Source organism: Microbacterium sp. (assembly GCF_043427715.1).
Lineage (GTDB): Bacteria > Actinomycetota > Actinomycetes > Actinomycetales > Microbacteriaceae > Microbacterium.
Genome location: NZ_JBHWTD010000070.1, coordinates 14,970 through 37,921 on the forward strand (window position 1 = coordinate 14,970; position 22,952 = coordinate 37,921).

Genomic DNA, 22,952 nt, shown 5'->3' on the forward strand with positions numbered 1-22,952 from the left:
TCAATCATCCTCGACTTCGCTGTTGATGTCGTGCCCGGGCTACCACCGAAAACGATGGTTTTCGGTGACCGTTCAGCGCGCGCCCTCAGCCCTCCGACACACCGGCATCCGGCGCACCGAAAACCCCACCGAAACCGGGGACGCACCGAAACACCATCGGGACGTTTCCGGTGGTCCCCGTCAATCGCCCAGAAGCGCTCGCTCCGCCATGCCGGCGAGGATCCCCCTCGTGTCGCCGGCGCTCGGCGCGGCGGAGTGCGGGGTCGAATTCAACAGGCCGAAGGTGGCCAACAGTCTCGTCTGCCGCTGACCGGGAGTGAGGTCCGGGCGGAGCGCCGCGAAGGGACGATCCCACTCCTGCACGTATTCGCGCTGCAGCCGGCGCACCTGCTGGTTGACGTCGGCGGGAAGGTTGCCGAGCTCACGGTCCTGCACCCGGATGACATCGGCGTCGGTCGTGGCGAAGTCGAGATGGAAGTCGATCAGCGCCGTGATCGCCCGCTGCGGATCGCCGATCGTCGCAGTCAGCGCCCGACCCCCGTCGAGCAGACGTCCGCTCGCGTCGAGCAGCAGTGCGCACAGCAGCGCCTCCTTGCTCGCGAAGTGCCGGTAGAGGGCAGGCCCGCTCATCCCGACGGCGTCGCCGAGGTCCGCCGTCGACACGGCACCGAAGCCCCGCTCGGCGAACAGCCGGGCGGCGGCGGCCATGAGCTCGGCGCGACGGTTGGCCTTCTGCGTCGCGCGCCACGTCATGGGCGCCTCGTCGGTCATCGCGCGGCCAGGGTCCGCCGCGCCTGCCGCAGCACGGGCTCGTCGATCATCCGACCGCGGAAGCGGAACACCCCGGGCTGCCCGACCGCCTCCGCCAGCACGGCCTCCGCCCACTCGACGTCCGCCTCCGCCGGCGCGTACGCCTGGCGGATCGTCCCGACCTGCGAGGGATGGATGCACGCCGTCGCCGCGAACCCCGACGCCGCGGCATCCGTCGCCTCGAAGGCGAGTCCTTCGATGTCGGCGATGTCGAGGTGGACGGCGTCGATCGCATCCTTGCCGGCGGCAGCGGCGGCCATCAGAACCCGCGACCGCGCATAGCGTGCGACGTCCCGATACCGGCCGTCGTCGAACCGGCTCGACCGCCCACCGATGCCCGCCACCAGATCTTCCGCGCCCCACATGAGTCCGATGACCGACGGATGCCGCGCCACGGCGCCCGCGTTCTCCACCCCGCCCGGCGTCTCGCAGAGCGCGATCACGCGGTACTCCCCGAGCGCGTCGAGCGCGTCGGAATCCTCGGCCTTGGCGAGCATGACGGTGCGGAACGGGCTCGCGCGCAGCGCATCGAGGTCGAGGGCGAACTCGACGGTCGCCGCCGGGTTGATCCGCACGATCGTGCGATCGGGGTCGAGGTCGGCACCGGCCAGGTGGGTGCGGGCGGCGGCTTTGTCGCCCGGCGCGACGGCGTCTTCGAGGTCGAGGATGACGCTGTCGGCGGCCGCCGCCGCCTTGCCGTAGCGGTCGGGACGGTCGGCGGGACAGAACAGGAGGGCGGGCCCGGCGATCACGACGCGCCCCCGGGAGCCGGGTCAGCGGGCGCGCATCGCATGAGCGTCGAACGCCTCGCGGTCGCGACGACCGTGCCGTGCTGATTGCGCAGGGTGTGCGCGAACTCGACGATCCCCTGCCCCGACCGCGACGAGGAGAGTCGCTTGCCGGCGATGAGGGTCTCGGCGTACAACGTGTCGCCGTGACGCACCGGCGCGGGAAAGGCCACATCCGAGAACCCGAGATTCGCGACGATCGTGCCCTGCGTGAGCTGCGCGACCGAGAGCCCGACCATCGTCGACAGCGTGAACATGCTGTTCACGAGCCGCTCGCCGAACTCGGTCTGCTCCGCCCACGCGGCATCCAGGTGCAACGACTGGGTGTTCATCGTGAGCGTCGTGAACAGCACGTTGTCGGCCTCGGTCACCGTCCGACCAGGGCTGTGGACGTACACCGCGCCCTCTTCCAACTCATCGAAGTAGAGGCCGCGTTGCACGATGCGACGTGAGGGCATGTCGGTCATTCGGTCTCCTCCTCGGATGCCGGGTCGATGACGGCCAGGGTCTGCCCGCGCGCGACGCTGTCGCCGACCACGACCCGCAACGCGACCGTGCCGGCGAGATCGGCACGCACCACATGCTCCATCTTCATGGCTTCGACGACGACGATGGGATCGCCCGGGGCGACGACGTCACCCTCGGCGGCGTGCACGTGGACGACGACTCCCGGCATCGGCGAGACGAGCTCGGGCACCGCGACACTCGCCCCACCAGCGCCGTGATCGGCGGGCACCCGCCGGACCTCGACCGATCGGCCGCCGCCGGCGATGAGGACCCGATCCGGGCTCACGTCGGCGTCGACCGTCATCATCCGCCCGTCGATCCGCAGCGCGATGCGCCCGTCCTCGTGCGCGGCCACGGCGGCGGGGCGGCCGTCGACCGTCAGGGCGTCACCCGAGCCGTGGACATCGACTCGGCGCCGCTCCCCCGCGTGATCCAGCTCATACCGGCGAGGCGCGGGCGGCCCGAGCCGCCACCCGTCGCGTCGGCGCCACGGGTCGGCACTCCGCGGCAGCGCGGCATCGATGAGCAGCGCCGCGCGGGTGAGGTCATCCGGGTCTGCCACGGTGCCGGTCAGCGCGTCGAGCTCGCGCCCGATCAGTCCGGTGTCGAGGTCGCCTCGGACGACGGCGGGAAGATCCAGCAGCCCCTGAAGGAACGCCAGGTTCGTCTCGAACCCGAGCACGGCCATGTCACCGAGGGCTGCGACGAGCCGTCGCCGCGCCTCCTCACGGGTGGGCGCGGTCGCGATCACCTTCGCGAGCATGGGGTCGTAATCCACCGAGACGTCGAGGCCGTCGGCGAGCGCCGTGTCGACACGGATGCCAGGGCCTTCCGGGTGCCGCACCCGCGACACCCGTCCGCCGGTCGGCAGAAACCCCGCCGCCGGATCCTCCGCGTACACCCGCGCCTCGATGCTGTGACCCCGCAGCTGCACGTCGTCCTGGTCGAGCCCCAGCGGCTCTCCCGCCGCGATGCGCAGCTGCGCGTCGACGAGGTCGATGCCGGTGATCGCCTCGGTGACCGGGTGCTCGACCTGCAGGCGCGTGTTCATCTCCATGAAGAAGAACTCATCGGGCCGGTCGCCCGCCACGATGAACTCCACCGTGCCGGCCCCGCGGTAGTCGACGCTGCGGGCTGTCTCGCACGCCGCCGCGCCGATGCGGGCGCGGGTGTCCGCGTCGAGCAGCGGCGAGGGCGCCTCCTCGATGACCTTCTGGTGGCGGCGCTGCAGCGAGCACTCCCGCTCGCCGAGGTGCACGACGGCGCCGTGCGCATCGGCGAGCACCTGCACCTCGATGTGCCGCGGGTTCTGCAGGTAGCGCTCGAGGAAGAGCGTGTCGTCCCCGAAGCTCGCGGCCGCCTCCCGGCGGGCGGCGGCGAGCGCGGCGGGCAGGCCCGCGGCATCCGTCACGACGTGCATGCCCTTGCCGCCGCCCCCGGCGGACGGCTTGATGAGCAGCGGATACCCGACGCCGGATGCCGCGGCGATGAGCTCATCGTCTGTCATGCCCGCCCGGGCGACGCCGGGCACGGTGGGCACCCCGCGGGCTTCGACGGCGTGCTTCGCGGTGATCTTGTCGCCCATCGTGCGGATCGCCTCCGCCGACGGCCCGATGAAGACGATGCCCGCGGCCTCGCACGCGGCGGCGAACGCGGTGTTCTCCGCGAGGAACCCGTACCCCGGGTGGATCGCCTCGGCCCCGGTGGCCCGGGCCGCGGCGAGGACGGCGTCGATGTCGAGGTAGCTCTCCGCTGCGGGCGCGGGCCCGAGCCGCACGGCGGTGTCGGCGAGCGCGACGTGGCGGGCACCGGCATCCGCGTCACTGTAGACGGCGACCGAGCGGATGCCGCGGCGTCGCAGCGTGCGGATGATGCGGCAGGCGATCTCGCCGCGGTTGGCGATGAGGACGGTGGAGAACATGGCGGTCGGAAAGTCCATACGGCTTACATCCGGAAGACGCCGTAGCCCGGCGTGTCGAGGGGGGCGCGCTGGCAGATGTCCAGGGCCATGCCGAGGGTGTCCCGGGTCTCGGCGGGGTCGAGGATCCCGTCGTCCCAGAGCCGCGCGGTGGAGTAGTACGGGCTCCCCTGCCGGTCGTACTGTTCGCGGATCGGCGCTTGGAAGGCGGCCTCGGCTTCGGCCGACCACTCCTCGCCGCGCGCCTCGATCTGCTCGCGTCGCACGGTGGAGAGGACGGATGCCGCCTGCGGCCCGCCCATCACCGACACCCGTGCCCCGGGCCACAGCCACAGGAACCGCGGGGAGTACGCCCGCCCGCACATGGAGTACGTTCCCGCGCCGAACGACCCGCCGACGACGACCGTGAGCTTCGGCACCGACGCGCACGCGACCGCGTTCACCATCTTCGCGCCGTGCTTGGCGATGCCGCCCGACTCGTACTCGCGTCCCACCATGAAGCCGGTGATGTTCTGCAGGAACAGCAGCGGGATGCCGCGCTGGTCGCACAGCTGGATGAAGTGCGCGCCCTTGAGGGCCGACTCCGAGAACAGCACGCCGTTGTTGGCGATGACCCCCACGCGGTGTCCGTGCAGGCGGGCGAAGCCCGTGACGAGCGTCTCGCCGTACTCGCGCTTGAACTCTGCGAACGTACCGGCATCGACGAGTCGGTCGATGATCTCGCGCGCGTCGTACGGAGTGGTGAGTTCGACCGGCACGATGTCGACGAGGGTCTCCGTCGGTGCTGCGGGTGCCACGGCGGGCGCGGGCTCCTCACGGAGCGGCGGCGAGGGCGGCAGGGTAGCCACGATGCACCGCACGATCTCGAGCGCGTGCTCGTCGTTCTCCGCGAGGTGGTCGGTGACCCCCGAGACGCGGGTGTGCACCTCCCCTCCGCCGAGGTCCTCGGCAGAGACGATCTCACCGGTCGCGGCCTTCACGAGCGGAGGCCCGCCGAGGAAGATCGTGCCCTGGTTGCGCACGATCACGGTCTCATCGCTCATCGCCGGCACATACGCACCGCCCGCGGTGCTCGAACCCAGCACCGCCGCGATCTGCGGGATGCCGTCCCGCGACATCCGGGCCTGGTTGTAGAAGATGCGTCCGAAATGGTCACGGTCGGGGAAGACCTCGTCCTGCATCGGCAGGAAGGCGCCGCCGGAGTCGACGAGGTAGACGCACGGCAGCCGGTTCTCCGCCGCGATCTCCTGCGCACGGAGGTGCTTCTTCACCGTGATCGGATAGTACGTGCCGCCCTTCACGGTGGCATCGTTGGCGACCACCATGACATGCCGGTCTTCGATGAGCCCGACGCCGGCGACCACGCCGCCGGCGGGGCAGTCGTCGTCGTAGAGCCCGTCCCCGGCGAGCGCGCCGACCTCGAGGAAGGGGCTGCCGACGTCGAGCAGTGCGTCGACGCGGTCCCGCGCGAGCAGCTTTCCCCGAGCGACGTGACGTTCGCGGGCGCGTGCCGGTCCGCCTTCGGCGACCTCCGCGCGGCGGCGGTGCAGCTCGTCGACGAGGTCGGCATAGCGCTCAGGTGTGCGAGTGGGGGCTGTCATCGTCGACGGCACCTCCGTGGTGCTGGGGTGGGGTTGTGGCCCGTTCCGGTTACGGATCCGTAACTCAAAGCACGATAACACCCGACCGGATGACGCGGAAGAGGTCTCCGACCCACCTCACCCGCGCGGGCCGGTGGAGTTCCTCACGACGAGCTCGGTGATCAGCTCTCCGCCGTCGTCAGCCCTGTGCGCGTGGGCGCCCTCCACCCCTGCGAGGAGCACGGCGGTCGCCGCCGCCCCCACCTCGGTGAAGGGCGTGCGCACCGTGGTGAGCGAGGGCACGATGAACTCGCTGCCGAAGATGTCGTCGAATCCCGCCACACTCAGCTCGGCCGGCACCTTCCTGCCTTCGGAGGCGGCAGCTTGCAGCAGGCCGATCGCCAGCAGGTCGTTGAACCCGATCACCGCGGTGACGCCCGATGCGAGGGCCTCGCGCGCCCGCGCTCGCCCGGCGTCGATCGTGGGTTCGTTCGGACCCGACATCCGCAAAGTCAGGCCCCGGCGGGCGGCGGCAGCTCCGAGCGCCTCCGCGCGGGCATGGCTGATCCAGGATCCCGCCGCTCCGGCAAGGTAGAGCACGTCGCGATGGCCGAGTCCGGCGAGGTGCTCGACCAACTGATCCACGCCGCACGCGATGTCGGGCAGCACCGCGTCGACCCCATCGAGGCTGCGGTTCACCAGCACGACGGGTTTGCGCTCTGCGAGGGAATGGATGCGCTCGGGGTCCATTCGGGTGGTGGCGAGGATCAGCCCGTCAACACTGAGGAGAAGCCGCTCCGTCGTGGCCGCCTCCGCATCGGGGTCGCCCTGCGACTCCGCGATGACCAGCGTGTAGTCATGCTCCCGCGCCACCCGCTCGGCGCCACGGACGATGCCGAACACCGCCGGGTTGGTGACGTCGGCGACGACGAGTCCCAGCGTCCGGGTGCGGCCGGTCAGCAGCGCCCGCGCGATCGGATTGATGCGGTAATCGAGCTGCGCCGCGGCCGCCCGCACGCGCTCCGCGGTCGCCGCACTCACCCGCCCCGGCTTGCCGAGCGCGCGGGACACGGTCGACGGGTTGACGCCGGCCAGTTGCGCGACGTCGTGGATCGTCGCCGGCTGGCGCCGGGCCTGGTCCGTCACCGGAGCGTCCCGCGATCAGCCGGCATGCCGGACGACCCAGTCGCGCGCGGCGCCCACGATCGTGGGGACATCGGCATCCACGTCCACGACGACACCGACCTCATCGTCGTCGAGGTGCTCGAGAAGGGCGAGCTGCGATGTCAGCAGCGACGCGGGCATGAAGTGACCGGTCCGTGCAGCGGCGCGACGGGCGAGCAGCTCTTCGCTCGCAGTCAGATGGATGAACACGGCATCCGGAGCCTCACGGCGGATGCGGTCCCGGTATGCCCGGCGCAGCGCCGAGCACGCCATGACGACACCATCCTGCGAGGCGGCGAGTCGGCGTCCCACCGTGTCGAGCCACGGCCACCGGTCATCGTCGGTGAGGGCTTCGCCCGCGGCCATCTTCGCGACGTTCGCCGCAGGGTGAAGGTCGTCCGCGTCGACGAAGTCACAGCCCAGGGCGTTCGCGAGCCCGGCCGCGATCGTCGACTTGCCCGCCGCCGACACCCCCATCACCACGATGGACGAAGCAGGTAGTGTCGCGCTCATCACGAGCTCCTCGAAAGGCAGTGATCGGATCCGGTGACGCGCGGACCCACGCGTCCTTCTCAGTCTGCCAGTCGGTCCGCGCGCCGTCGGTCAGCCGCGACGGTAGCCGGCGACGACGGGGCAGTCGAACGGATCGCGGGCCGCGAGACCGACGCGGTTGAGGTACTCGATGACGATCGCGTACGACCGGCCGAGGCTCGTCTCCGCGTAGGGCACGCTGAGGGTCGTGCACTGCTCGCGCACGATGTCGCGGGCGCGGGCGAGGTGCGGGCGCGGCATGTTGGGGAACAGGTGGTGCTCGATCTGGTAGTTCAGACCGCCCATCAGCCAGGTCGCCCACCAGCCGCCGCGGATGTTGCGCGAGGTGCGCACCTGCTTGCTGAAGAAGTCGAGCTTCGCGTCAGGCGCGATCACCGGCATGCCCTTGTGGTTCGGCGCGAACGCGGCACCCATGTAGAGGCCGAAGACCGCGAGCTGCACGCCCATGAACGCGAACGCCATGCCGAGGGGCAGGAGCAGGAAGACGGGGACGACGACCGCGGCGAGCCGCACGGCGATGAGCCCGAGCTCGAGCCATCGAGACTTCGCGTCCTTCTCCGTCACGAGGTACGTGATGCCCAGGTAGTGGAGGTTGAGCCCCTCGAGGGTGAGCAGCGGGAAGAACAGCCAGCCCTGACGCTTGGTGATCGCCCGACGCAGGCCGCGTGCCGACGCGGCATCCGTGTCGAGGAAGGAGATCGTGTCGATCTCGATGTCCGGATCCTTATCGACCCGGTTGGGGTTGGCGTGATGGCGGGTGTGCTTGTTGGTCCACCAGGCGTAGCTGATGCCGACGACGCCGTTGGCGAGGATCCGCGCGAGACGGTCGTTCGCGGGACCTGACTTCAGCACCGCGCGATGGGCGGCCTCGTGGGCGACGAACGCGACCTGGGTGAGGACGATACCGAGGGCGCCGGCCATGAGTAGCTGGAACCAGCTGTCACCGAGGAGGATGAAGCCGGTGACGATGCCGCCGAGAGCGAGCAGGAGCGCGGTGCCGACGAGGGCGTAGAACCACGGGGTGCGGGTGAGAAGACCTGTCTCCTTCACGACGCGGGAGACGTCGGTGTACGCCTTCGCCATGGGCGGGAACTCCGCGGTGCCGGAGTAGGTCTGACGGACGGGGCCGAGCCGGGACTCGAGGACGGTGGAGGCGATGATGCACCCGCTTCGGGTTATGACCCGAGACGATGCGCCGGCGGATCGGTGAGCCAGACGGCAGACGCCGAACGCTGAGGGCCACGTTACGGGGGCGTGCATGACCGCATCGGAATGGACCGGCGATGTGGATGACCTTGCCAGCCCCGCCCAGGGTCTAACTCCGCCCCGCGCGGTCCTCGGTGTTGTCGGGAAAGTCCGTGACGGGCACGATCACGACATCGTGGATCTTCCAGTCGATGGCCCGGACCTCCTCCTGCGCCCGCGCCAGTTCGGCGAGCGCCGGCAGGCGGCCCCGCCGGGCGGTGACGAACGCCTCCACGTGGAAGAACTGCCCCTGATCGCGTGTCCGAGTGCGGACCCCGGTCACCCAGCGGAGCGAGTGCAAGTAGTCGTGCACCTTGTCGATGTCGGGGTGATGCTCGTCGTCGTCGTCGAAGGTCGAGGCGCGCGCGTCCATCAGGTCGGCGATCGAGCCGCGCGTGTTCTTGACGCCGTCCCACAGGATGCTGCCGGAGATGAAGATCGCCGCCGCGGCATCCGCCCACCAGAGACCGACCCCGATCCCCGCGACGCCCACGATCGATCCGACAGCGGTCATCCAGTCGGCCTTGTTCATGTCGGCGTCGGCGTACAGCACCTTGTTGTGCAGCTGGCGCGCGAGCTTCATCTTCTGGTGTCCGAAGTAGATCGGCAGAGGGATGGTGAGCGCCATCACGAGCATCATCAGCCAGCCGAGCCAGACACTCTGGCCGAACAGGACGACCGAGCCGATGGGCGGCCGCTCACCCAGCACCAGCGCCAGCGCCGATTCGACGAGGAGGTACGCGCCCATCGCCAGCAGCGCGACGCCCGCGACGAGATGCGCCACTCCGACCGACCGGAAGAAGCCATATGGATAGCGCGCGGAGGCGGGCTTGGCCATGACCCGGACGGCGATCAGGAAGGCCAGCGGGGGCGCGAGCGACAGCATGTCCTCCACCCACGCGGCACGCATCGCCTGCGATCCGCCGGTCACGATTCCCACGGCGGGGATCGCGACGGCGAGGAACGCCAGGGTCCCCCACTCCAACCGGACCGCGCGCCGCAGCGCGGCCTGCTGGGCGTGAGGGAGGTTCTCGCGCAGCGCGCCCCGGTTCACGGTCCGACCTCCGCGCGCAAGAACTCCTCGAGTTCGACGAGGAAGCGGTTCTCACCGAGGCGAGTCAGCATCACGTGCCCCTCCATCCTGCCGGTGGGGCCCACCGCCTCGACGTACACGTCCGTGAATGCGGCTTCCGCGGTCCACGGTGCAGAGTCGGTGAAACCGCCGATGGCGACGTCGAGCTCGCCGCTGCGAAGGGCCTCTGCGAGCACGCGCTCCGCCCCCTCCGTCCAGCGCAGATCGGCGTCGTGGCGCTCGGCGAAGTCCTCGATCAGCGCGACCTCCGAGCCGCTCGGCTCACCGTCGACCGTGTCCGTCCAGGGCGGGTTCGCCGTCACCCCGATGCGCAGCACACCACCGGCGGATACCCGGTCGAAGGTGCCGTCGACATCCGCCGGGATGCTTGCACACCCCGCCAGGGCGAGCACGAGCGCACCGGATGCCACGCCGGCGACGCGCCTGCGACGGATCATGAGACACCTCCCCACCGGCCCACCCTAGTCAGCGGCTCGGGCGGCGTTGAGGGGTTGACACATCCCTCGAAAGCGGTGCTCGACGGCGGGCTTCTCGCGAGCGCATAATGGGCACACGCAGCGTCTGCTGCGGCCCTCCCACACACGGCGAGCAGGACCGCGCATGCCCTTCCACAGCAAAGAAGAGCTCGAGCTCTGGCTCGAGGAGTTCGCCGGGTTCGGGTACTCCATCAGCTCACGGGTGAAGGTCGTTCCCCAGGACGGCACCGACGGTGCCGACACCGGATTGATCGCACTGAATCTGCTCGACCGCCTGACCCTCACGTACATCCAGCCTGAGCCCGCCGGCTCGGTGCACTGGGGCATCACCTTCGAAGCGCGCGAAGCCGACCTGACCATGAACGCGCAGCAGACCCTCGAACTGGCGACCGAGCTGACGATGGTCTCCGCGCTGTGCACCTTCCTGCAGACGAAGTCCCAGGCCAGTGTGGAGGCCGAGCTGACGGCGGACTGGAAGGCCGAGAGATGGCCGCTCACCTGAGGTGAGCGGCCATCAGTGCCGGTCTGACGGATCGGGTCAGGCGTGCTCGTAGGTGAGGCAGTCCGCCGACTCAGCACCGGGACCGACACGCACAGCCGACGCGGTGCACTCGAGCGACGCGTTGTGGACGCACTCGGCCCGCTGGCAGGCGCCAACATGGCTGACCACCTTGTCGAGCCCGCCCTTGGTGCCGAGGGGGATGAACGTCGCGCATTCGGCGTCGCCGACCGCGCCGCCGATCGTGACCGCCGCCGCATGGCAGTGCGAGTGGTCGTTGTACGAGCAGCCGAGTGCGGAGCACTCGGACACACGGGGAAGATCGTCGAGGGTGATGCTCATGATGGCCTCCTGTGGTCGTCGTGTGCCCTCACTGTAGATCTGCCACCCCCGGGGTTGGACAGCCTAAGTCCCAAGATTTTTCTTTCTCGACCGGGCATTTCGCAGATAGGCAAGCCTCACCTGCTCTCCCGCTTGAAGCGGCCCTCGCCATACCCCTCGGGGGTATCCTGGAGGGGTGAACGGCTACGGCAGCAGTAAAGACGACCTCCAGAAGCGGCTGCGCCGCGTGGAGGGTCAGGTGCGCGGCATCGCGCGAATGGTCGACGAAGACAAGTACTGCATCGACATCCTGACCCAGGTCTCCGCAGCCACGAAGGCGCTGGAGACTGTCGCCCTGTCGCTGCTGGGAGACCATCTCCGTCACTGCGTCGCCGAGGCCAGTGCCGAAGGCGGCCCCGTCGCCGCCGAGAAGATCCGCGAAGCGAACGACGCGATCGCGCGTCTTGTCCGCTCATGAGCAAAGGAGTCACCATGATCGAGCCCCTCCCCTTCGGACGTCCCACGGATGCCGCTGACGCCACGCCGCCCGAAGGCACGGTGTCGCAGGAAGTCCTCGTCGCCGGCATGACCTGCGGGCACTGCGTCTCCAGCGTGGTCGAGGAGATCTCCGAGATCGATGGCGTCGCCAAGGTCGCGGTCGACCTCAACAAAGGTGGACTGTCACGCGTGACGATCCACAGCACGACTCCCCTCGAGTCGGCCGCGGTCGATGCCGCCGTCACCGAGGCCGGCTATGAGGTGGCGCACGCCTGAGATGAGCACCACCGACGTCGAGCTGGACATCACCGGGATGACGTGCGCCTCGTGCGCGTCCCGGATCGAACGCAAGCTGAACAAGCTTCCCGGCGTGGAGGCCACGGTCAACTACGCCACCGAGAAGGCCCGCGTGCACGGCTCCGACGTCTCCCCCGACGACCTCATCGCCGCGGTGGAGGCCGCCGGGTACCACGCCAGCGTCCCGCCGCCGCCGGCGGAGAAGGTCGTCACCGATGACGGCATCGGAGCGCTTAGGCGACGACTCCTCATCAGCCTGCTCCTCGCGATCCCGGTGGCGGTCCTCTCGATGGTGCCCGCCTTCCAGTTCGATTACTGGCAGTGGGTCGCCCTCGCGCTGACGACGCCGATCGCCGTCTGGGGTGCTTGGCCGTTCCACCGGGCTGCCGCCGTCAACGCGCGTCACGGCGCGGCCACCATGGACACGCTCATCAGCCTCGGCGTCGTGGCGGCATTCGGGTGGTCGCTCTACGCCCTGTTCTTCGGCGGTGCGGGGATGGTCGGGATGACCATGTCCTTCACCCTCTTCGGCACGCCCGGTTCCGGCGGACACGAGATCTATCTCGAGGTCGCCGCCCTCGTGACCGTCTTCCTGCTGGCCGGCAGGTACGCCGAGGCACGCGCGAAGAAGAGCTCGAGCGAGGCGCTCCGCACCCTCCTCGAGATGGGCGCAAAGGACGCGACCGTGCTCGTCGACGGCGTCGAGCGGCGGATCCCCGTCGACGAGCTCGCGGTGGGCGATGTCGTCGTCGTGCGCCCCGGCGAGAAGATCCCATCCGACGGTCTCGTGCGTGAGGGCACCTCGGCGGTGGATGCGAGCATGCTGACCGGCGAATCCGTTCCGGTCGAGGTCGCACCCGATTCGCGCGTCGTCGGCGCGACGGTCAACGTCGGCGGACGCCTCATCGTCGAGATCACCCGCGTCGGCGCCGACACCGAACTCTCCCGCATGGGTCGGCTCATGGAGGAAGCGCAGACCGGAAAGGCTGAGGTCCAGCGCCTCGCCGACCGGGTTTCGGCGATCTTCGTCCCGGTGGTCATCGGTCTGGCGCTGGTCGCCTTTTCCGGCTGGCTGCTGACAGGCGGCGCACTCGAGGTGGCCTTCACCGCGGCGGTCGCGACACTCATCATCGCCTGCCCCTGCGCCCTCGGCCTCGCGACGCCGACCGCACTCCTGGTCGGCACCGGACGGGGATCGCAGATGGGCGTGCTCATCCGGGGACCGCAGGTGCTCGAGCACACCCGCGCCGTCGACACGGTCGTCCTCGACAAGACCGGCACGGTCACCAGCGGGAAGATGGCCGTCACCGAGGTCGTGCCCGCTGAGGGCGTCACCCGAGAGCAGCTGCTCGACACTGCAGCGGCTGTCGAAGCCGGCTCCGAGCATCCCGTCGCCCGCGCCATCGTCGCCGCGAGTGGCGGCACGGCGGCGCTCGCGGACTTCTCGTCGACGGCAGGATCGGGGGTGCACGGCATCGTCGACGGCTCCGTCGTCATCGCCGGTCGCCTCGCGTGGCTGCGCGAGCAGTGGGCGATCTCGATCAGCCCCGCGGATGCCGCGGACGCGAACGACCTGGCCGCCTCGGCGACGGTGGTGGGCGTCGCCCGCGATGGCGCCTATCTCGGCGCCATCGCGGTCGCCGACACGGTGAAGCCCTCCAGTGCTGAGGCGATCAGGCGGTTGCGACGCCTCGGGCTCACTCCGGTTCTGCTCACCGGGGACAATGCGCAGACGGCGGCACGTGTCGCCGCCGAGGTCGGCATCGAGGACGTGCGCGCCGAGGTGACTCCGGCGGGAAAGCTCGAGGTCGTCCGATCGCTTCAGGCGGAGGGCCGTGTCGTTGCCGTCGTCGGCGACGGCGTGAACGATGCGGCGGCCCTCGCGGCCGCCGATCTGGGTCTCGCGATGGGCAGCGGGACGGATGCCGCGATCGCGGCGAGCGACATCACGATCGTCTCAGGCGACCTTCTCCTGGTCGCCGACTCGATCCGGTTGGCGCGCCGAACGCTCGCCATCATCAAGGGAAACCTGTTCTGGGCCTTCGCCTACAACGTCGCTGCCATTCCCGTCGCGATGGCAGGTCTCCTGAACCCTCTCGTCGCGGCCGCCGCGATGGCGCTGTCGTCGGTCTTCGTGGTCACCAACAGCCTGCGTCTTCGGCGCTTCCGGCCCGACCCGGCGTGACGGGCGCCGGCACCCGCTCGCCTCGTCACCACCACCCTCCGAGGTAGCCCTCGACGTCGACCTCGTTCTGCAGAGCCTCCACGCCGGGCACAGACTCGACGGCATCCGGGAACAGGTCGTCTCGACCCCATCGACGGTGCCTGCGCTCGGCGCGTACCGAGACGACGCGGAGCACCGGTACCTCGTCGGATGTGACGACGACCTGCCTGAGACCTTCGGAAGCCACGCGCTCGACCACCTCCGCGAGCCCTGCCCCCCGGACCCGCAGCGGCCGGAGGAGCTCGATCCGGATGCGCACCCGGTCGAAGCGCCCCGAGCCGGCGAGGACGGCGTCGAGGTCTGCCTCCTCGGATCCCGGGACGGCTGCCACGGCCGAATCGACGCTCACGAACGACGCGGCCTCCGACGCGCCGACGGGCGCGGTGACGACGATGTCCGCGGCCGCCGACCGGATGCCGCGCGGGCGCGAGCCCGGCACGGGGATGCGATCGGCGAGGCGCAGCGTCTCCGCGTTCTTCGTCATGCGGGATTCTCCCCGCTCAGACGCATCCGGCCCGTCGTGCCAGGCGACCGCGGTGGGGACATGGGCGAGCACGGCCCCCGCGAGCCAGGCGCGATATGCCCATTCCCAGTCCTCACCACCGTAGGAATCGAACGATTCGTCGAACCCGCCGACCTCCTCGAAGAAGCGGCGGGAGCACGCGACGGCTGCGCCGATGACGAACCGGTAGCTGCGATCATCCGCGTCGAGCAGGTTGCGCGAGCCGCGGTACGCGTCAGAGAGCCACCCCGGCTCGGGCAGCATCCGCCTCTCGGCGGCGACGCGGATGTCTTCGCTCGGTCCGACAGCCGCGAGATCGGCATGGCGGCGACGGCCGACCGCCACCACATCGGGAGCCAGAGCCGGAAGACGGACGATCTCGGAGATGAAGTGGGGTTCGGGCACGGTGTCGGCGTCGAGGAAGACGATGACGTCGCCGCGTGCGTGCGCGGCCCCGCGGTTCCGAGCCGCCGCGAGTCGGAAGCCCTCATCACGCTGGCGGACGAGCTCCACTCCGTGCGGCACATCGGGCGACACGGTCGACCCGTCGTCGGTCACGATGATCTGCAGGCGAGCCGCGGGGTGCGTCCCCGACCGGAGCGCGGCGAGGGTCAGGGCGAGCTGTCTCGGCTGCTCGTAGTGGGCGATCACCACGGTCACGTCCGGCTGCTCGGCCGGCGCGCGTCCGTCGAGGAGATCCCAACGATTGCCGGGAAGCGGGATGCCGCTGGGCCCCGTCACGGCGCCTGCCACCACGCCGCGTACGCGGCGGCCGCATCTCTCAAGGTCGGCGCCAGCGCGGTGCCCGCTTCCTGCCAGGTGCGCGAGGGCGTGAGCCACGCGTCGGCGAGCGCCGCCGGGAGGGCCGCCGGGCCGTAGAGGCTCAGGGTGCCCGGCCTCAGCTCGGCCATCTCCCGCGCGTAACGGGAGTCGACCACGAGCGGGCGACGCCCGACCTCCACCCAGTCGAGCATCGAACGAGACGCGGACACGTGCTCGTGCGCTGCCAGCGGGATGCCGGGAGCCTGCAACGCCTGCGCGAACGCGTCATCCGCCAAGAACCCGGTCACCTCAAGTTCGACCCCCAGTGCCTCCGCGTCGGCACGGAGCGCGTCGACGTCGGATTCATGTCCTCGCGACGGCGCACCGATCGCACGCACGACGACATGACCCACGTCCCCGCCGCCGGCGCGCAGATGTGCCGCGGCCGCGGCGGCTGCGGTGATCGCCGGGCGATGCCCCTTTCCCGGGTAGACGAAACCCGCCAGCAGGACGACGAGATCGGCGACGGATGCCGCGGCATCCGGCCCCAACCCCGGCGCCTGAGCGATGCGGGCCCCCAGCGGGATCACCGCCGGCAGCGACGCCGTGCCGATGTGCTCGCGCCACAGGTGCTGCTCGTGAGCACTGTTGAGCGCCGTCGCCTCCGCGGCGGACGCCATCCGGTGGTAGGCGGCCACCCGGCGCGCGAACATCTTCCCGTCCGACGGCTGCGGGACGTCGTGAACGGTGATCGTCAGGCGGCAAAGGGCTGCCCACTCCTCGATGACGGCAGCGGCAGCCTCGGGCGAGTCTCCAAAGATCCGATCGGTGACGTGCACGTGGACCGACCGCTCGCGCTCGACGGCGGCGCGACCTGCGGTCGGATCGGCTGCGACCTCGACGCGGGCGGCGCCGTCGGCGATGAGTGCCGAAGCGACGTCCGCACCGTACTGGACGACCCCGTGCCCGCTCGGGCCGACGACGAGGAGAAGGGGAAGCTGAGCTGTCACCCGGCTCATCGTTATCTCCACACGCACACGCGGTCAAGCCCCCCGGAGACGGTCACCCATCGGCCGTACCTTCGTCGCGGCGGCATCCGTCGCCACGCAGAGAGTGGGTTCGATTGGGAGCGATGACGACGTCCGCGCAGAGCGGTCGACGGCGAGACGCCAGGGAGAGCTCCGCCGTCTCCGTCGTGGCCGTGCCCGCTGGGCACCCATACGTCCGCGCCGTCACCGCGGACCCCTCCGTGCACGTTCTGCCCGACCCTCCGGTGCCGGGCGCACCCTCTGGCGTATGGTGGCCGCCGCCGGCCCTCGACCCCGGCTGGATCGCCGCGAACCGCGCCGAGGCGCAGCTCCTCCACATCCATTTCGGCACGGAGTCCTTCTCCCCCGCTCATCTCGTCGCGTGCATCGACGCCGCACATGCCGTCGGCTGGCAGGTCGTGTTCACCCTTCACGACCTCGACCATCCTCAGCTGTCCGACAGCAGCGCGTACGTGCGGCAACTCGATGAGATCATCCCCCGCGCCGATGCCGTCCTCACCCTGACAGTCGCGGCGGCACGGGTCGTCCGCGACAGGTGGCACCGCGAGGCGGAGGTCGTCCCGCATCCCTCGGTGCTACCACCCGACGCCGTCGTGCCCCGACCCGCGCACGACGCCCCTCTGATCGGAACCCACCTGAAGGACCTGCGGCCCAACGTCGACGGGCCGGCGACGGCACGCGCGATCGTCGACGCGACGCAGCGGATTCGGGGCGCGGGCGTCCCCGTCGAGGCACGCGTTCTGCTCCACGACCGAGTGCGCGACGAGACGGCGCGCGACGAGGTGCTGCGCATCTGCCACGACGTCCCGGGCGTCTCCGTGACGACGCACGCCCGGCTCGACGACAATGCCCTCCACCACGCGCTCAGCGAGCTCGACGTCTGCATCCTGCCGTACCGTCACGGCACGCATTCCGGGTGGCTCGAGCTGTGCTGGGATCTGGGCGTCGCTGTCGCGGCCCCCCGCGTGGGATTCTTCGACGACCAGCACGTCGACGGCTCGGTGCAGGGGTTCATCCCCGGCGATGGCGACTCTCTCGCGGTCGCACTGCAGCACCTGCTCGCCGCATCGCCGCGCCCCGGTTCGGCCGCACGCGCCTCGCTCATCGCGCGTCGTCGCGCGGAGCGCGCGAACACGGATGCCGCTGCGGTGGCCCACCACGCTCGTCTCTACCGACGACTCATTCAGGAGCGCGCCCGGTGAGGGCGCGCCGTCCGCTCCGCATCGTCGTCATCGCACCGCTGCGGTTTCCGATCCGACGCCCGCACGCCGGCGGCTTGGAGGCAGCCGTCTGGAGCGAGGTCGACGCGTTGCGCTCTCGCGGCCACGATGTCACCTTCATCGCACCCGACGGATCCGACTTCCTCGGCGAGGATGACGCATTCACTCTGCCGTCTCTGCAATGGGGCGACCGCGCCGAGCAGACGGACACGACCTGGCCGGAGACGTACGACACTCTGAACGCCGCGGCTCTCTCACGTGCCCTCGACAAAGTGGCGGCGGATCGTCAGAGGTACGACGTGATCTCCAATCACTGTCTGCACCCGCTGCCGCTGCATCGCGCGCCGACCCTCGGGATCCCGATGGTCACCACCCTCCACACGCCCGTCGACACCGCTTTCGTGGACGCCCACCGCGCCGCTCGCGGGGCAGGGTCTGTCTTCCTCTCGGTCAGCGCACACACGAAGGTGCAATGGCAGGGCGCCGGCGTCCCGTCCACGACCCTCCCGAACGGGGTCGACCCGGAGGCGTGGCCGCTCGGACCGGGCGGCGACGATCTGGTGTGGTTCGGCAGGATCGTTCCCGAGAAGGCACCTCACCTCGCCGTCGACGTCGCTCGCAGACTCGGCCGCCGACTCGTCGTTGCCGGCCGAGTCGGGGACGCGCACTATGCCGAGACGCAGCTGTTCCCCCGCCTCGGGCACGGGATCGCCTACGCCGGACCGCTCGCACCCGATGCGCTCGCGGCGCTCGTGGGTCACAGCGCGCTCACGCTCACGACGCCCGCCTGGCAGGAACCATTCGGCCTGGTGGGACCGGAGTCGCTGCTGTGCGGCAGTCCGGTGGTCGGCTTCGCTGTCGGCGGCGTTCCCGAGATCGCGGCGGCGGCCGTGGGGATGCACCTGGTCCCTGCTGCCGATGTCGGCGCGATGACCCGACGCGCCGCCGCGGTGCTCACGGATGCTCCCCGGCGGGAGGAGCGGGCAGCGATACGACGAGCCGCCGCGGAGCGGTTCTCGCTGCAATCTCGCATCGCGGCGCTCGAGGAGATCTTCACCGGACTTCGCGGCGGTCCGACGGAGCTCACCGCATGAGGCAGCGCATCGGCTGGTACGTCCACCACCACGGCCGCGGACATCTCACCCGACTCCTCGCGATCGCTCCCCATCTCGACGCCGACATCGAGTGCTTCAGCTCGCTCGAGGCACCGGCCGATCTCCCCGCGCACTGTCGCTGGACCCACCTGCCGCGAGACGACGATCACGACGGAGGCGATCCCCGCCTGGGCGATCCGACGGTCGGCGGGATGCTCCACTGGGCACCGCTGGGTCACCGCGGCCACCGAGACCGACTCGCGCTGGTCGCCGGTTCCCTCGCCGCTACCCCGGTAGATGCCTTCGTCGTGGATGTGTCCGCAGAAGTCACGGTGCTCGTCCGCCTGCTCGGCGTGCCCACCGTCGCCGTGACCCAACCCGGGCGGCGGGACGACCGCCCCCACCGCCTCGCGTTCGATGCCGCGACGACGATCGTCGCGCCGTGGGCGGAAGATCTGCTCGAGCCGGAGCATCTCCGCGCCCATCGACGGAAGGTGGTCTACACGGGAGGCATCAGTCGATTCGACGGGCGGCCTCCCTCGAGCCAGCACGACGGGTCGGTGCTGCTGCTGGGCGGAGCGGGCGGCACGACGGTCACCGATCGCGAGATCGATCTCGCGGCGAGGGCCACGGGGCGGCGCTGGCGCGTGCTCGGCGGGGATTCCTGGACACCCGACCCGTGGGACGCGCTGGCGCGTGCCGAGATCGTCGTCGCCTGGGCCGGCCAGAACTCCGTCGCCGACCTGGCCGCGGCGCAGGCCCGCGCGATCGTCATCCCGCAGACTCGGCCATTCGGCGAGCAGGAGGAGACCGCAGGGATTCTCCGTCGCGAAGGCCTCGCGACGGTCAGCGATGCGTGGCCGACGGCGGAAGAGTGGCCCGAGGTCATGGAGTCGACTCGGTCCCTGCACCCGGACTGGTCCCGGTGGGGCATCCGCGGAGCGGCGGTGCGAGCCGCCAACGCGATCTCCGAGACGGCGGTCCGACGGTGACGCGCGGCGATCGGCCGCTCACCGCCGTGATCACGCTCAGCTCGCTCGGCCGCCTGTCACATCTGCGGCGCCAGCAGGAGTCGCTCGGCGGCCTCCCGAACCTTCTCCGGATCATCGTCTGGATCGGGGATGACGAGCCGCCTCCCCTCGATGCCGAGATCGTTCACCGGGTGGCACCCGGGCAGGACGGTCTCCGGCTAGCCGCCGCGCGCAACGCCGGCGCCGCGCGCGCGATCGCAGAGGGCGCTGATCTCCTGATCTTCCTCGACGCGGACTGCCTGCCCGGGCCGCACCTCATGGAGCGCTACCGAACCGCGGCGGAGAGCCACCCGAACGCGATCCTCTGCGGCCCGGTCACCTATCTCGCAGAGGGAGTCGATGTGGTCGATTCCGCTGCGCTCGAGGCACTCACCGCGCCGCACCCCGCGCGACCGTCGCCCGCCGACGGTGCAACGGTGCCGGCAGCTCCTTCCGAGTATCCCCTCTTCTGGTCCCTGTCCTTCGCCACCTCCGCTGCGGGATGGCGCAGCGCACCGGACTTCGACGAGGGCTACGAGGGCTACGGCGGCGAAGACACCGACTTCGCCTTCGCCCTCCGCGACCGCGGCATCCCCCTGATGTGGGTCGGCGGCGCCCACGCCTATCATCAGCATCACCCGACACAGTCCCCGCCCTGGCAGCACCTCGACGACATCCTCCGCAACGGTGCACGATTCGCACGTCGGTGGGGACAGTGGCCGATGACGGGGTGGCTCGAGCGATTCGAGGAGGCGGGAGCCGTCGTCCACGACAGCGGGGGCTGGCGGCCAGCCTGATCGGGACCATGGCCGAGCCGCGCGGAGGTCAGTCCTCCGTCGCGGGGCCGAGCAGCTCGTCCGCTGCACGGCGGAGGTCCGCCGCCACCGGGTCTGGGGCGTACTCCTGCACCTGCCGGAGGGCAACGTCTGCCCGCGACCTCGATGCCGCGGGGTCGCTCACCGCACGCCAGAGCGCGTCGGCGAGAGCCGCCGGGTCCGCTGGCGGAACGAGGAGGCAGTCCACGCCGTCCGCGCAGAAGTCGTCGAACCCGCTGCCGCTCGTAGCCACAAGCGGGGTGCCGATCGCCTTCACTTCGAGCGCCACGTTCCCGAAGCCCTCCCAGCGCGAGGGAGTCATCGCGACATCGGAGGCCGCGATCGCCGCGGACAGCTCGGGACCACGGACGTGGCCGAGCCAGGTGACGTTCCGGCGTGCGTCCTCGGGGAGCAGTGAGAGGAGCTCCGCGCGTGTGGGCTCGAAGCGCGCATCCCCTCCCGCGCCGGCGAGCACGAGCTGAGTGGAGGGGAGCCGTTGCCAGAGCCTCCCGAATGCCGAGATCGCGTCGACCACGCCTTTGCGTCGCTCGGCGCGCCCGAGGAAGAGCACGATCGGACTCGTCGGTCTGTTGCGCGGTGGCCACCCGGACGGCAGGTCCGCGTCGACGCCGGCCGCACTGATGGCGGCGATGTCGACGCAATTGCGCACGACGCGCGCCGGCGGAAGGGGTCCGAACATCGCGCTGACCCGCGCCTGCATCGCGGACGAGATGGCGATCAGCCCGGCGGAGCGCCTGATCTGCCGCTCCTCCAGCGACATCTGCACGGCGGCTGTCAGGCGAGTGTCCTGCGGCAGATCGCCCAGTTCTAGACCTGACACCTCTTGGACCAGCCGCATCCCCGTCGCCAGATTCGTGAGGAGCGGAGCGCGGGAAGGGAGCGCGGACCCCAGCGCGCGCCACTCGGGCACGAAGACGCGGGCGTAGCGCCGCTCGCCGAAGACCTCCCGCACGGTCCGCGCGCACCGGCCCAGCGCGGCAGTGCGGGACATCCCGTCGGTGCGCACGTAGCGTCGGAGCCGGATGGCGTCATCTTCCGGGTCTCCGACCTGATCGCTGTCCGAGAAGAGAACCAGGTCGACGTCCGCGCCAGAGCGCTGCAGAGCCGGGAGCAGCGCGGCGTAATGACTTCCGATCCCGCCCGTGTAGGCCGTCACGCCCGCGAGCTCCGTCGCGGCGACGAGCCAGCGTTCGCGCCCCGTCATCGATACCGCCGGGGCACGGTCCACCACGACCCGAACTCGGCGTTGAACTCCTCCGGATCGAACGGGCTGTCACCGCCGGCGGGAAAGCTGGTGAGCTCGCCGAACACGACCCGTTCGCCCAGGTCGTAGAGATCCACACGCACGAAGTCGGTGCCCGCAGCGAGCTTCTCGGCGATCGAGATCATCTCGTCGAGTGCGGCGGGGCGCGGGAGCGGAACGGGTGCCCAGGGTGGCCCTCCGCTCAACGGAAGGTGGGTCCAGTCCGGCCGGAAGAAGTCTTGAGTGCGAGTCCCGAACCGCCCGCGATCGACTTGCACGTAACGACACCGGCCGTGGAAGACGAAGAACTTGAAATCATCGGGGATGCGGCCGTCGCCATCCGTCAACAGCTCTTCGACGATCACACGACGGGGAACGCGGCCGTAGACCCACTCCCGGTTGGGTCCCTGCCCATAGAGCTGCGACATCCAGTCGTCGGCGATCGCGACCAGCTGCGAGACCGGTGCGCGCTCCGGTCGCACATGGCGGTAGACCCAATTCCCGTCCGTCGGCAGTCGAGCCTCCGCCGGCGCTCGATGGGAGACGATCACCGCTGTCCCGCTCCCATGGCTGGGCTTCATCACGAACTCCTCGGGGAGCTCCCGCCCCTCGAGATCGCCTCCCGATTCGACGACCGCATGGACGAATGGGAGGTACTGCGCCCCGACGATCGCGGCGACGTGGTCACGTACCGCGACCTTATCGGCGAAGGTCACGACGATGGGTCGACGATCGCGCAGCATCTTGTATCGGACCTTCTCGCGGAAGGTCTCGGGATGCCGCGTCCGCCAGAGCCGCCACCATCTCACCAGCACGCTCCGCTCGCGCAGCGCGACTCGCGCTCGCGGACTCATGCAGCCTTCTCGGACGGTCGCGGGGCGATGACGCAGACCGCGGAATCATGGAGAGAGACGGACACCTCCCCACGCTACTCGCCGGTGGACGACAAGGCCTCCGTCCGCCCTCGGCCGCCCTCGACTGCACCCACCGGTGCCGCAGGCCTAGGGCACACGCGTGCCATTCGTCATCGACCCCGGCAGCACCCAGCTCGGCCTCGTCGAGAATCACTCGGAGGGAGGCGTTAACGCAGAGAAGCCACCCCAGCGTTGGGGTGGCTTCTCTTCGAAAGAAGTCCGGCGGTGTCCTACTCTCCCACAGGGTCCCCCCTGCAGTACCATCGGCGCTGTGAGGCTTAGCTTCCGGGTTCGGAATGTGACCGGGCGTTTCCCTCACGCTATGGCCGCCGAAACACTATTGATGTTTC

23 protein-coding genes and 1 rRNA gene are annotated in these 22,952 nt (G+C 70.4%); 8 read left to right on the top strand and 16 right to left on the bottom strand.

What is annotated here, in order from left to right:
* Window positions 1-180 precede the first annotated feature (180 nt).
* The 10 genes from ACHFGS_RS07505 to ACHFGS_RS07550 all read right to left on the bottom strand — a co-directional run bounded on the left by ACHFGS_RS07505 (window position 181) and on the right by ACHFGS_RS07550 (window position 10,094).
* The gene (locus ACHFGS_RS07505) at window positions 181-771 is read right to left on the bottom strand and encodes a TetR/AcrR family transcriptional regulator (RefSeq protein ID WP_394289319.1); all 591 of its coding nucleotides are present in this window, start codon (window positions 769-771) and stop codon (window positions 181-183) included.
* Window positions 768-1,562, bottom strand: a complete 795-nt coding sequence (locus tag ACHFGS_RS07510; RefSeq protein WP_394289320.1) for an HpcH/HpaI aldolase/citrate lyase family protein — start codon at window positions 1,560-1,562, stop codon at window positions 768-770. Before ACHFGS_RS07510 ends, ACHFGS_RS07505 begins: the two co-directional genes overlap by 4 nt.
* Window positions 1,559-2,056 (bottom strand): MaoC family dehydratase, encoded by a 498-nt coding sequence (locus tag ACHFGS_RS07515; RefSeq protein WP_394279602.1) that lies wholly within the window; start codon window positions 2,054-2,056, stop codon window positions 1,559-1,561. Before ACHFGS_RS07515 ends, ACHFGS_RS07510 begins: the two co-directional genes overlap by 4 nt.
* 5 nt (window positions 2,057-2,061) lie before the next feature.
* Window positions 2,062-4,026: a biotin carboxylase N-terminal domain-containing protein gene (locus tag ACHFGS_RS07520; protein ID WP_394279601.1), complete on the bottom strand. Its 1,965-nt coding sequence runs from the start codon at window positions 4,024-4,026 to the stop codon at window positions 2,062-2,064.
* Between the two features lie 23 nt (window positions 4,027-4,049).
* Complete coding sequence (locus tag ACHFGS_RS07525) at window positions 4,050-5,624, bottom strand: carboxyl transferase domain-containing protein (RefSeq protein ID WP_394289321.1); 1,575 nt, start codon at window positions 5,622-5,624, stop codon at window positions 4,050-4,052.
* Between the two features lie 117 nt (window positions 5,625-5,741).
* Entirely contained in the window at window positions 5,742-6,749 is a 1,008-nt protein-coding gene (locus tag ACHFGS_RS07530; protein WP_394280005.1) for a LacI family DNA-binding transcriptional regulator, read from the bottom strand.
* A 15-nt stretch (window positions 6,750-6,764) separates the two neighbouring features.
* Window positions 6,765-7,280: a gluconokinase gene (locus ACHFGS_RS07535; protein WP_394280004.1), complete on the bottom strand. Its 516-nt coding sequence runs from the start codon at window positions 7,278-7,280 to the stop codon at window positions 6,765-6,767.
* 90 nt (window positions 7,281-7,370) lie between these two features.
* Window positions 7,371-8,579, bottom strand: coding sequence for a fatty acid desaturase family protein (locus tag ACHFGS_RS07540; protein WP_394280003.1), 1,209 nt, complete (start codon window positions 8,577-8,579; stop codon window positions 7,371-7,373).
* 55 nt (window positions 8,580-8,634) lie between these two features.
* Window positions 8,635-9,618 (bottom strand): cation diffusion facilitator family transporter, encoded by a 984-nt coding sequence (locus ACHFGS_RS07545; protein WP_394280002.1) that lies wholly within the window; start codon window positions 9,616-9,618, stop codon window positions 8,635-8,637.
* Window positions 9,615-10,094 (bottom strand): transporter substrate-binding domain-containing protein, encoded by a 480-nt coding sequence (locus ACHFGS_RS07550; protein WP_394280001.1) that lies wholly within the window; start codon window positions 10,092-10,094, stop codon window positions 9,615-9,617. The genes ACHFGS_RS07545 and ACHFGS_RS07550 overlap by 4 nt, the downstream gene beginning before the upstream one ends.
* A 163-nt stretch (window positions 10,095-10,257) precedes the next feature.
* Here ACHFGS_RS07550 and ACHFGS_RS07555 point away from each other — a divergent pair, with 163 nt between their 5' ends.
* The gene (locus ACHFGS_RS07555; protein ID WP_394280000.1) at window positions 10,258-10,635 is read left to right on the top strand and encodes a hypothetical protein; all 378 of its coding nucleotides are present in this window, start codon (window positions 10,258-10,260) and stop codon (window positions 10,633-10,635) included.
* 36 nt (window positions 10,636-10,671) lie between these two features.
* Here ACHFGS_RS07555 and ACHFGS_RS07560 read toward each other — a convergent pair whose 3' ends face one another.
* On the bottom strand, window positions 10,672-10,974 hold the full coding sequence (locus ACHFGS_RS07560; RefSeq protein WP_394279999.1) for a DUF1540 domain-containing protein: 303 nt from the start codon (window positions 10,972-10,974) through the stop codon (window positions 10,672-10,674).
* Between the two features lie 175 nt (window positions 10,975-11,149).
* On the opposite strand from ACHFGS_RS07560, the gene ACHFGS_RS07565 reads away from it, so the two are divergent.
* From ACHFGS_RS07565 to ACHFGS_RS07575, 3 genes are read left to right on the top strand one after another with little or no spacing between them, the layout of a single operon-like run.
* Window positions 11,150-11,431, top strand: a complete 282-nt coding sequence (locus ACHFGS_RS07565; RefSeq protein WP_394279998.1) for a metal-sensitive transcriptional regulator — start codon at window positions 11,150-11,152, stop codon at window positions 11,429-11,431.
* Between the two features lie 14 nt (window positions 11,432-11,445).
* Window positions 11,446-11,727: a heavy-metal-associated domain-containing protein gene (locus ACHFGS_RS07570; RefSeq protein ID WP_394279997.1), complete on the top strand. Its 282-nt coding sequence runs from the start codon at window positions 11,446-11,448 to the stop codon at window positions 11,725-11,727.
* A gap of 1 nt (window position 11,728) precedes the next feature.
* Window positions 11,729-13,933, top strand: coding sequence for a heavy metal translocating P-type ATPase (locus ACHFGS_RS07575; protein WP_394289322.1), 2,205 nt, complete (start codon window positions 11,729-11,731; stop codon window positions 13,931-13,933).
* Window positions 13,934-13,958: 25 nt separating this feature from the next.
* On the opposite strand, the gene ACHFGS_RS07580 is transcribed toward ACHFGS_RS07575, so the two are convergent.
* Both ACHFGS_RS07580 and ACHFGS_RS07585 read right to left on the bottom strand, forming a co-directional pair.
* Window positions 13,959-15,215 carry a glycosyltransferase family 2 protein gene (locus tag ACHFGS_RS07580; RefSeq protein WP_394289323.1) on the bottom strand — a complete coding sequence of 419 codons (1,257 nt, stop codon included), beginning with the start codon at window positions 15,213-15,215 and terminating at the stop codon, window positions 13,959-13,961.
* Window positions 15,212-16,246, bottom strand: a complete 1,035-nt coding sequence (locus ACHFGS_RS07585; RefSeq protein ID WP_394289324.1) for a hypothetical protein — start codon at window positions 16,244-16,246, stop codon at window positions 15,212-15,214. Before ACHFGS_RS07585 ends, ACHFGS_RS07580 begins: the two co-directional genes overlap by 4 nt.
* A gap of 122 nt (window positions 16,247-16,368) precedes the next feature.
* On the opposite strand from ACHFGS_RS07585, the gene ACHFGS_RS07590 reads away from it, so the two are divergent.
* Genes ACHFGS_RS07590 through ACHFGS_RS07605 form a run of 4 tightly spaced genes read left to right on the top strand, consistent with a single transcriptional unit; the run spans window position 16,369 to window position 20,406 of the window.
* Window positions 16,369-17,487, top strand: a complete 1,119-nt coding sequence (locus ACHFGS_RS07590; protein ID WP_394279993.1) for a glycosyltransferase — start codon at window positions 16,369-16,371, stop codon at window positions 17,485-17,487.
* Window positions 17,484-18,599 carry a glycosyltransferase gene (locus ACHFGS_RS07595; RefSeq protein ID WP_394279992.1) on the top strand — a complete coding sequence of 372 codons (1,116 nt, stop codon included), beginning with the start codon at window positions 17,484-17,486 and terminating at the stop codon, window positions 18,597-18,599. The genes ACHFGS_RS07590 and ACHFGS_RS07595 overlap by 4 nt, the downstream gene beginning before the upstream one ends.
* Window positions 18,596-19,591: a glycosyltransferase gene (locus tag ACHFGS_RS07600; protein ID WP_394279991.1), complete on the top strand. Its 996-nt coding sequence runs from the start codon at window positions 18,596-18,598 to the stop codon at window positions 19,589-19,591. Before ACHFGS_RS07595 ends, ACHFGS_RS07600 begins: the two co-directional genes overlap by 4 nt.
* Entirely contained in the window at window positions 19,588-20,406 is an 819-nt protein-coding gene (locus tag ACHFGS_RS07605; protein WP_394279990.1) for a glycosyltransferase, read from the top strand. The genes ACHFGS_RS07600 and ACHFGS_RS07605 overlap by 4 nt, the downstream gene beginning before the upstream one ends.
* A gap of 28 nt (window positions 20,407-20,434) precedes the next feature.
* Here ACHFGS_RS07605 and ACHFGS_RS07610 read toward each other — a convergent pair whose 3' ends face one another.
* The 3 genes from ACHFGS_RS07610 to rrf form a co-directional block, all read right to left on the bottom strand.
* Window positions 20,435-21,649 (bottom strand): glycosyltransferase family 4 protein, encoded by a 1,215-nt coding sequence (locus ACHFGS_RS07610; protein ID WP_394279989.1) that lies wholly within the window; start codon window positions 21,647-21,649, stop codon window positions 20,435-20,437.
* Window positions 21,646-22,542 carry an ATP-grasp fold amidoligase family protein gene (locus tag ACHFGS_RS07615; protein WP_394279988.1) on the bottom strand — a complete coding sequence of 299 codons (897 nt, stop codon included), beginning with the start codon at window positions 22,540-22,542 and terminating at the stop codon, window positions 21,646-21,648. The genes ACHFGS_RS07610 and ACHFGS_RS07615 overlap by 4 nt, the downstream gene beginning before the upstream one ends.
* A 277-nt stretch (window positions 22,543-22,819) precedes the next feature.
* Window positions 22,820-22,936: ribosomal RNA gene (rrf, locus tag ACHFGS_RS07620) — 5S ribosomal RNA — on the bottom strand.
* Window positions 22,937-22,952 lie beyond the last annotated feature (16 nt).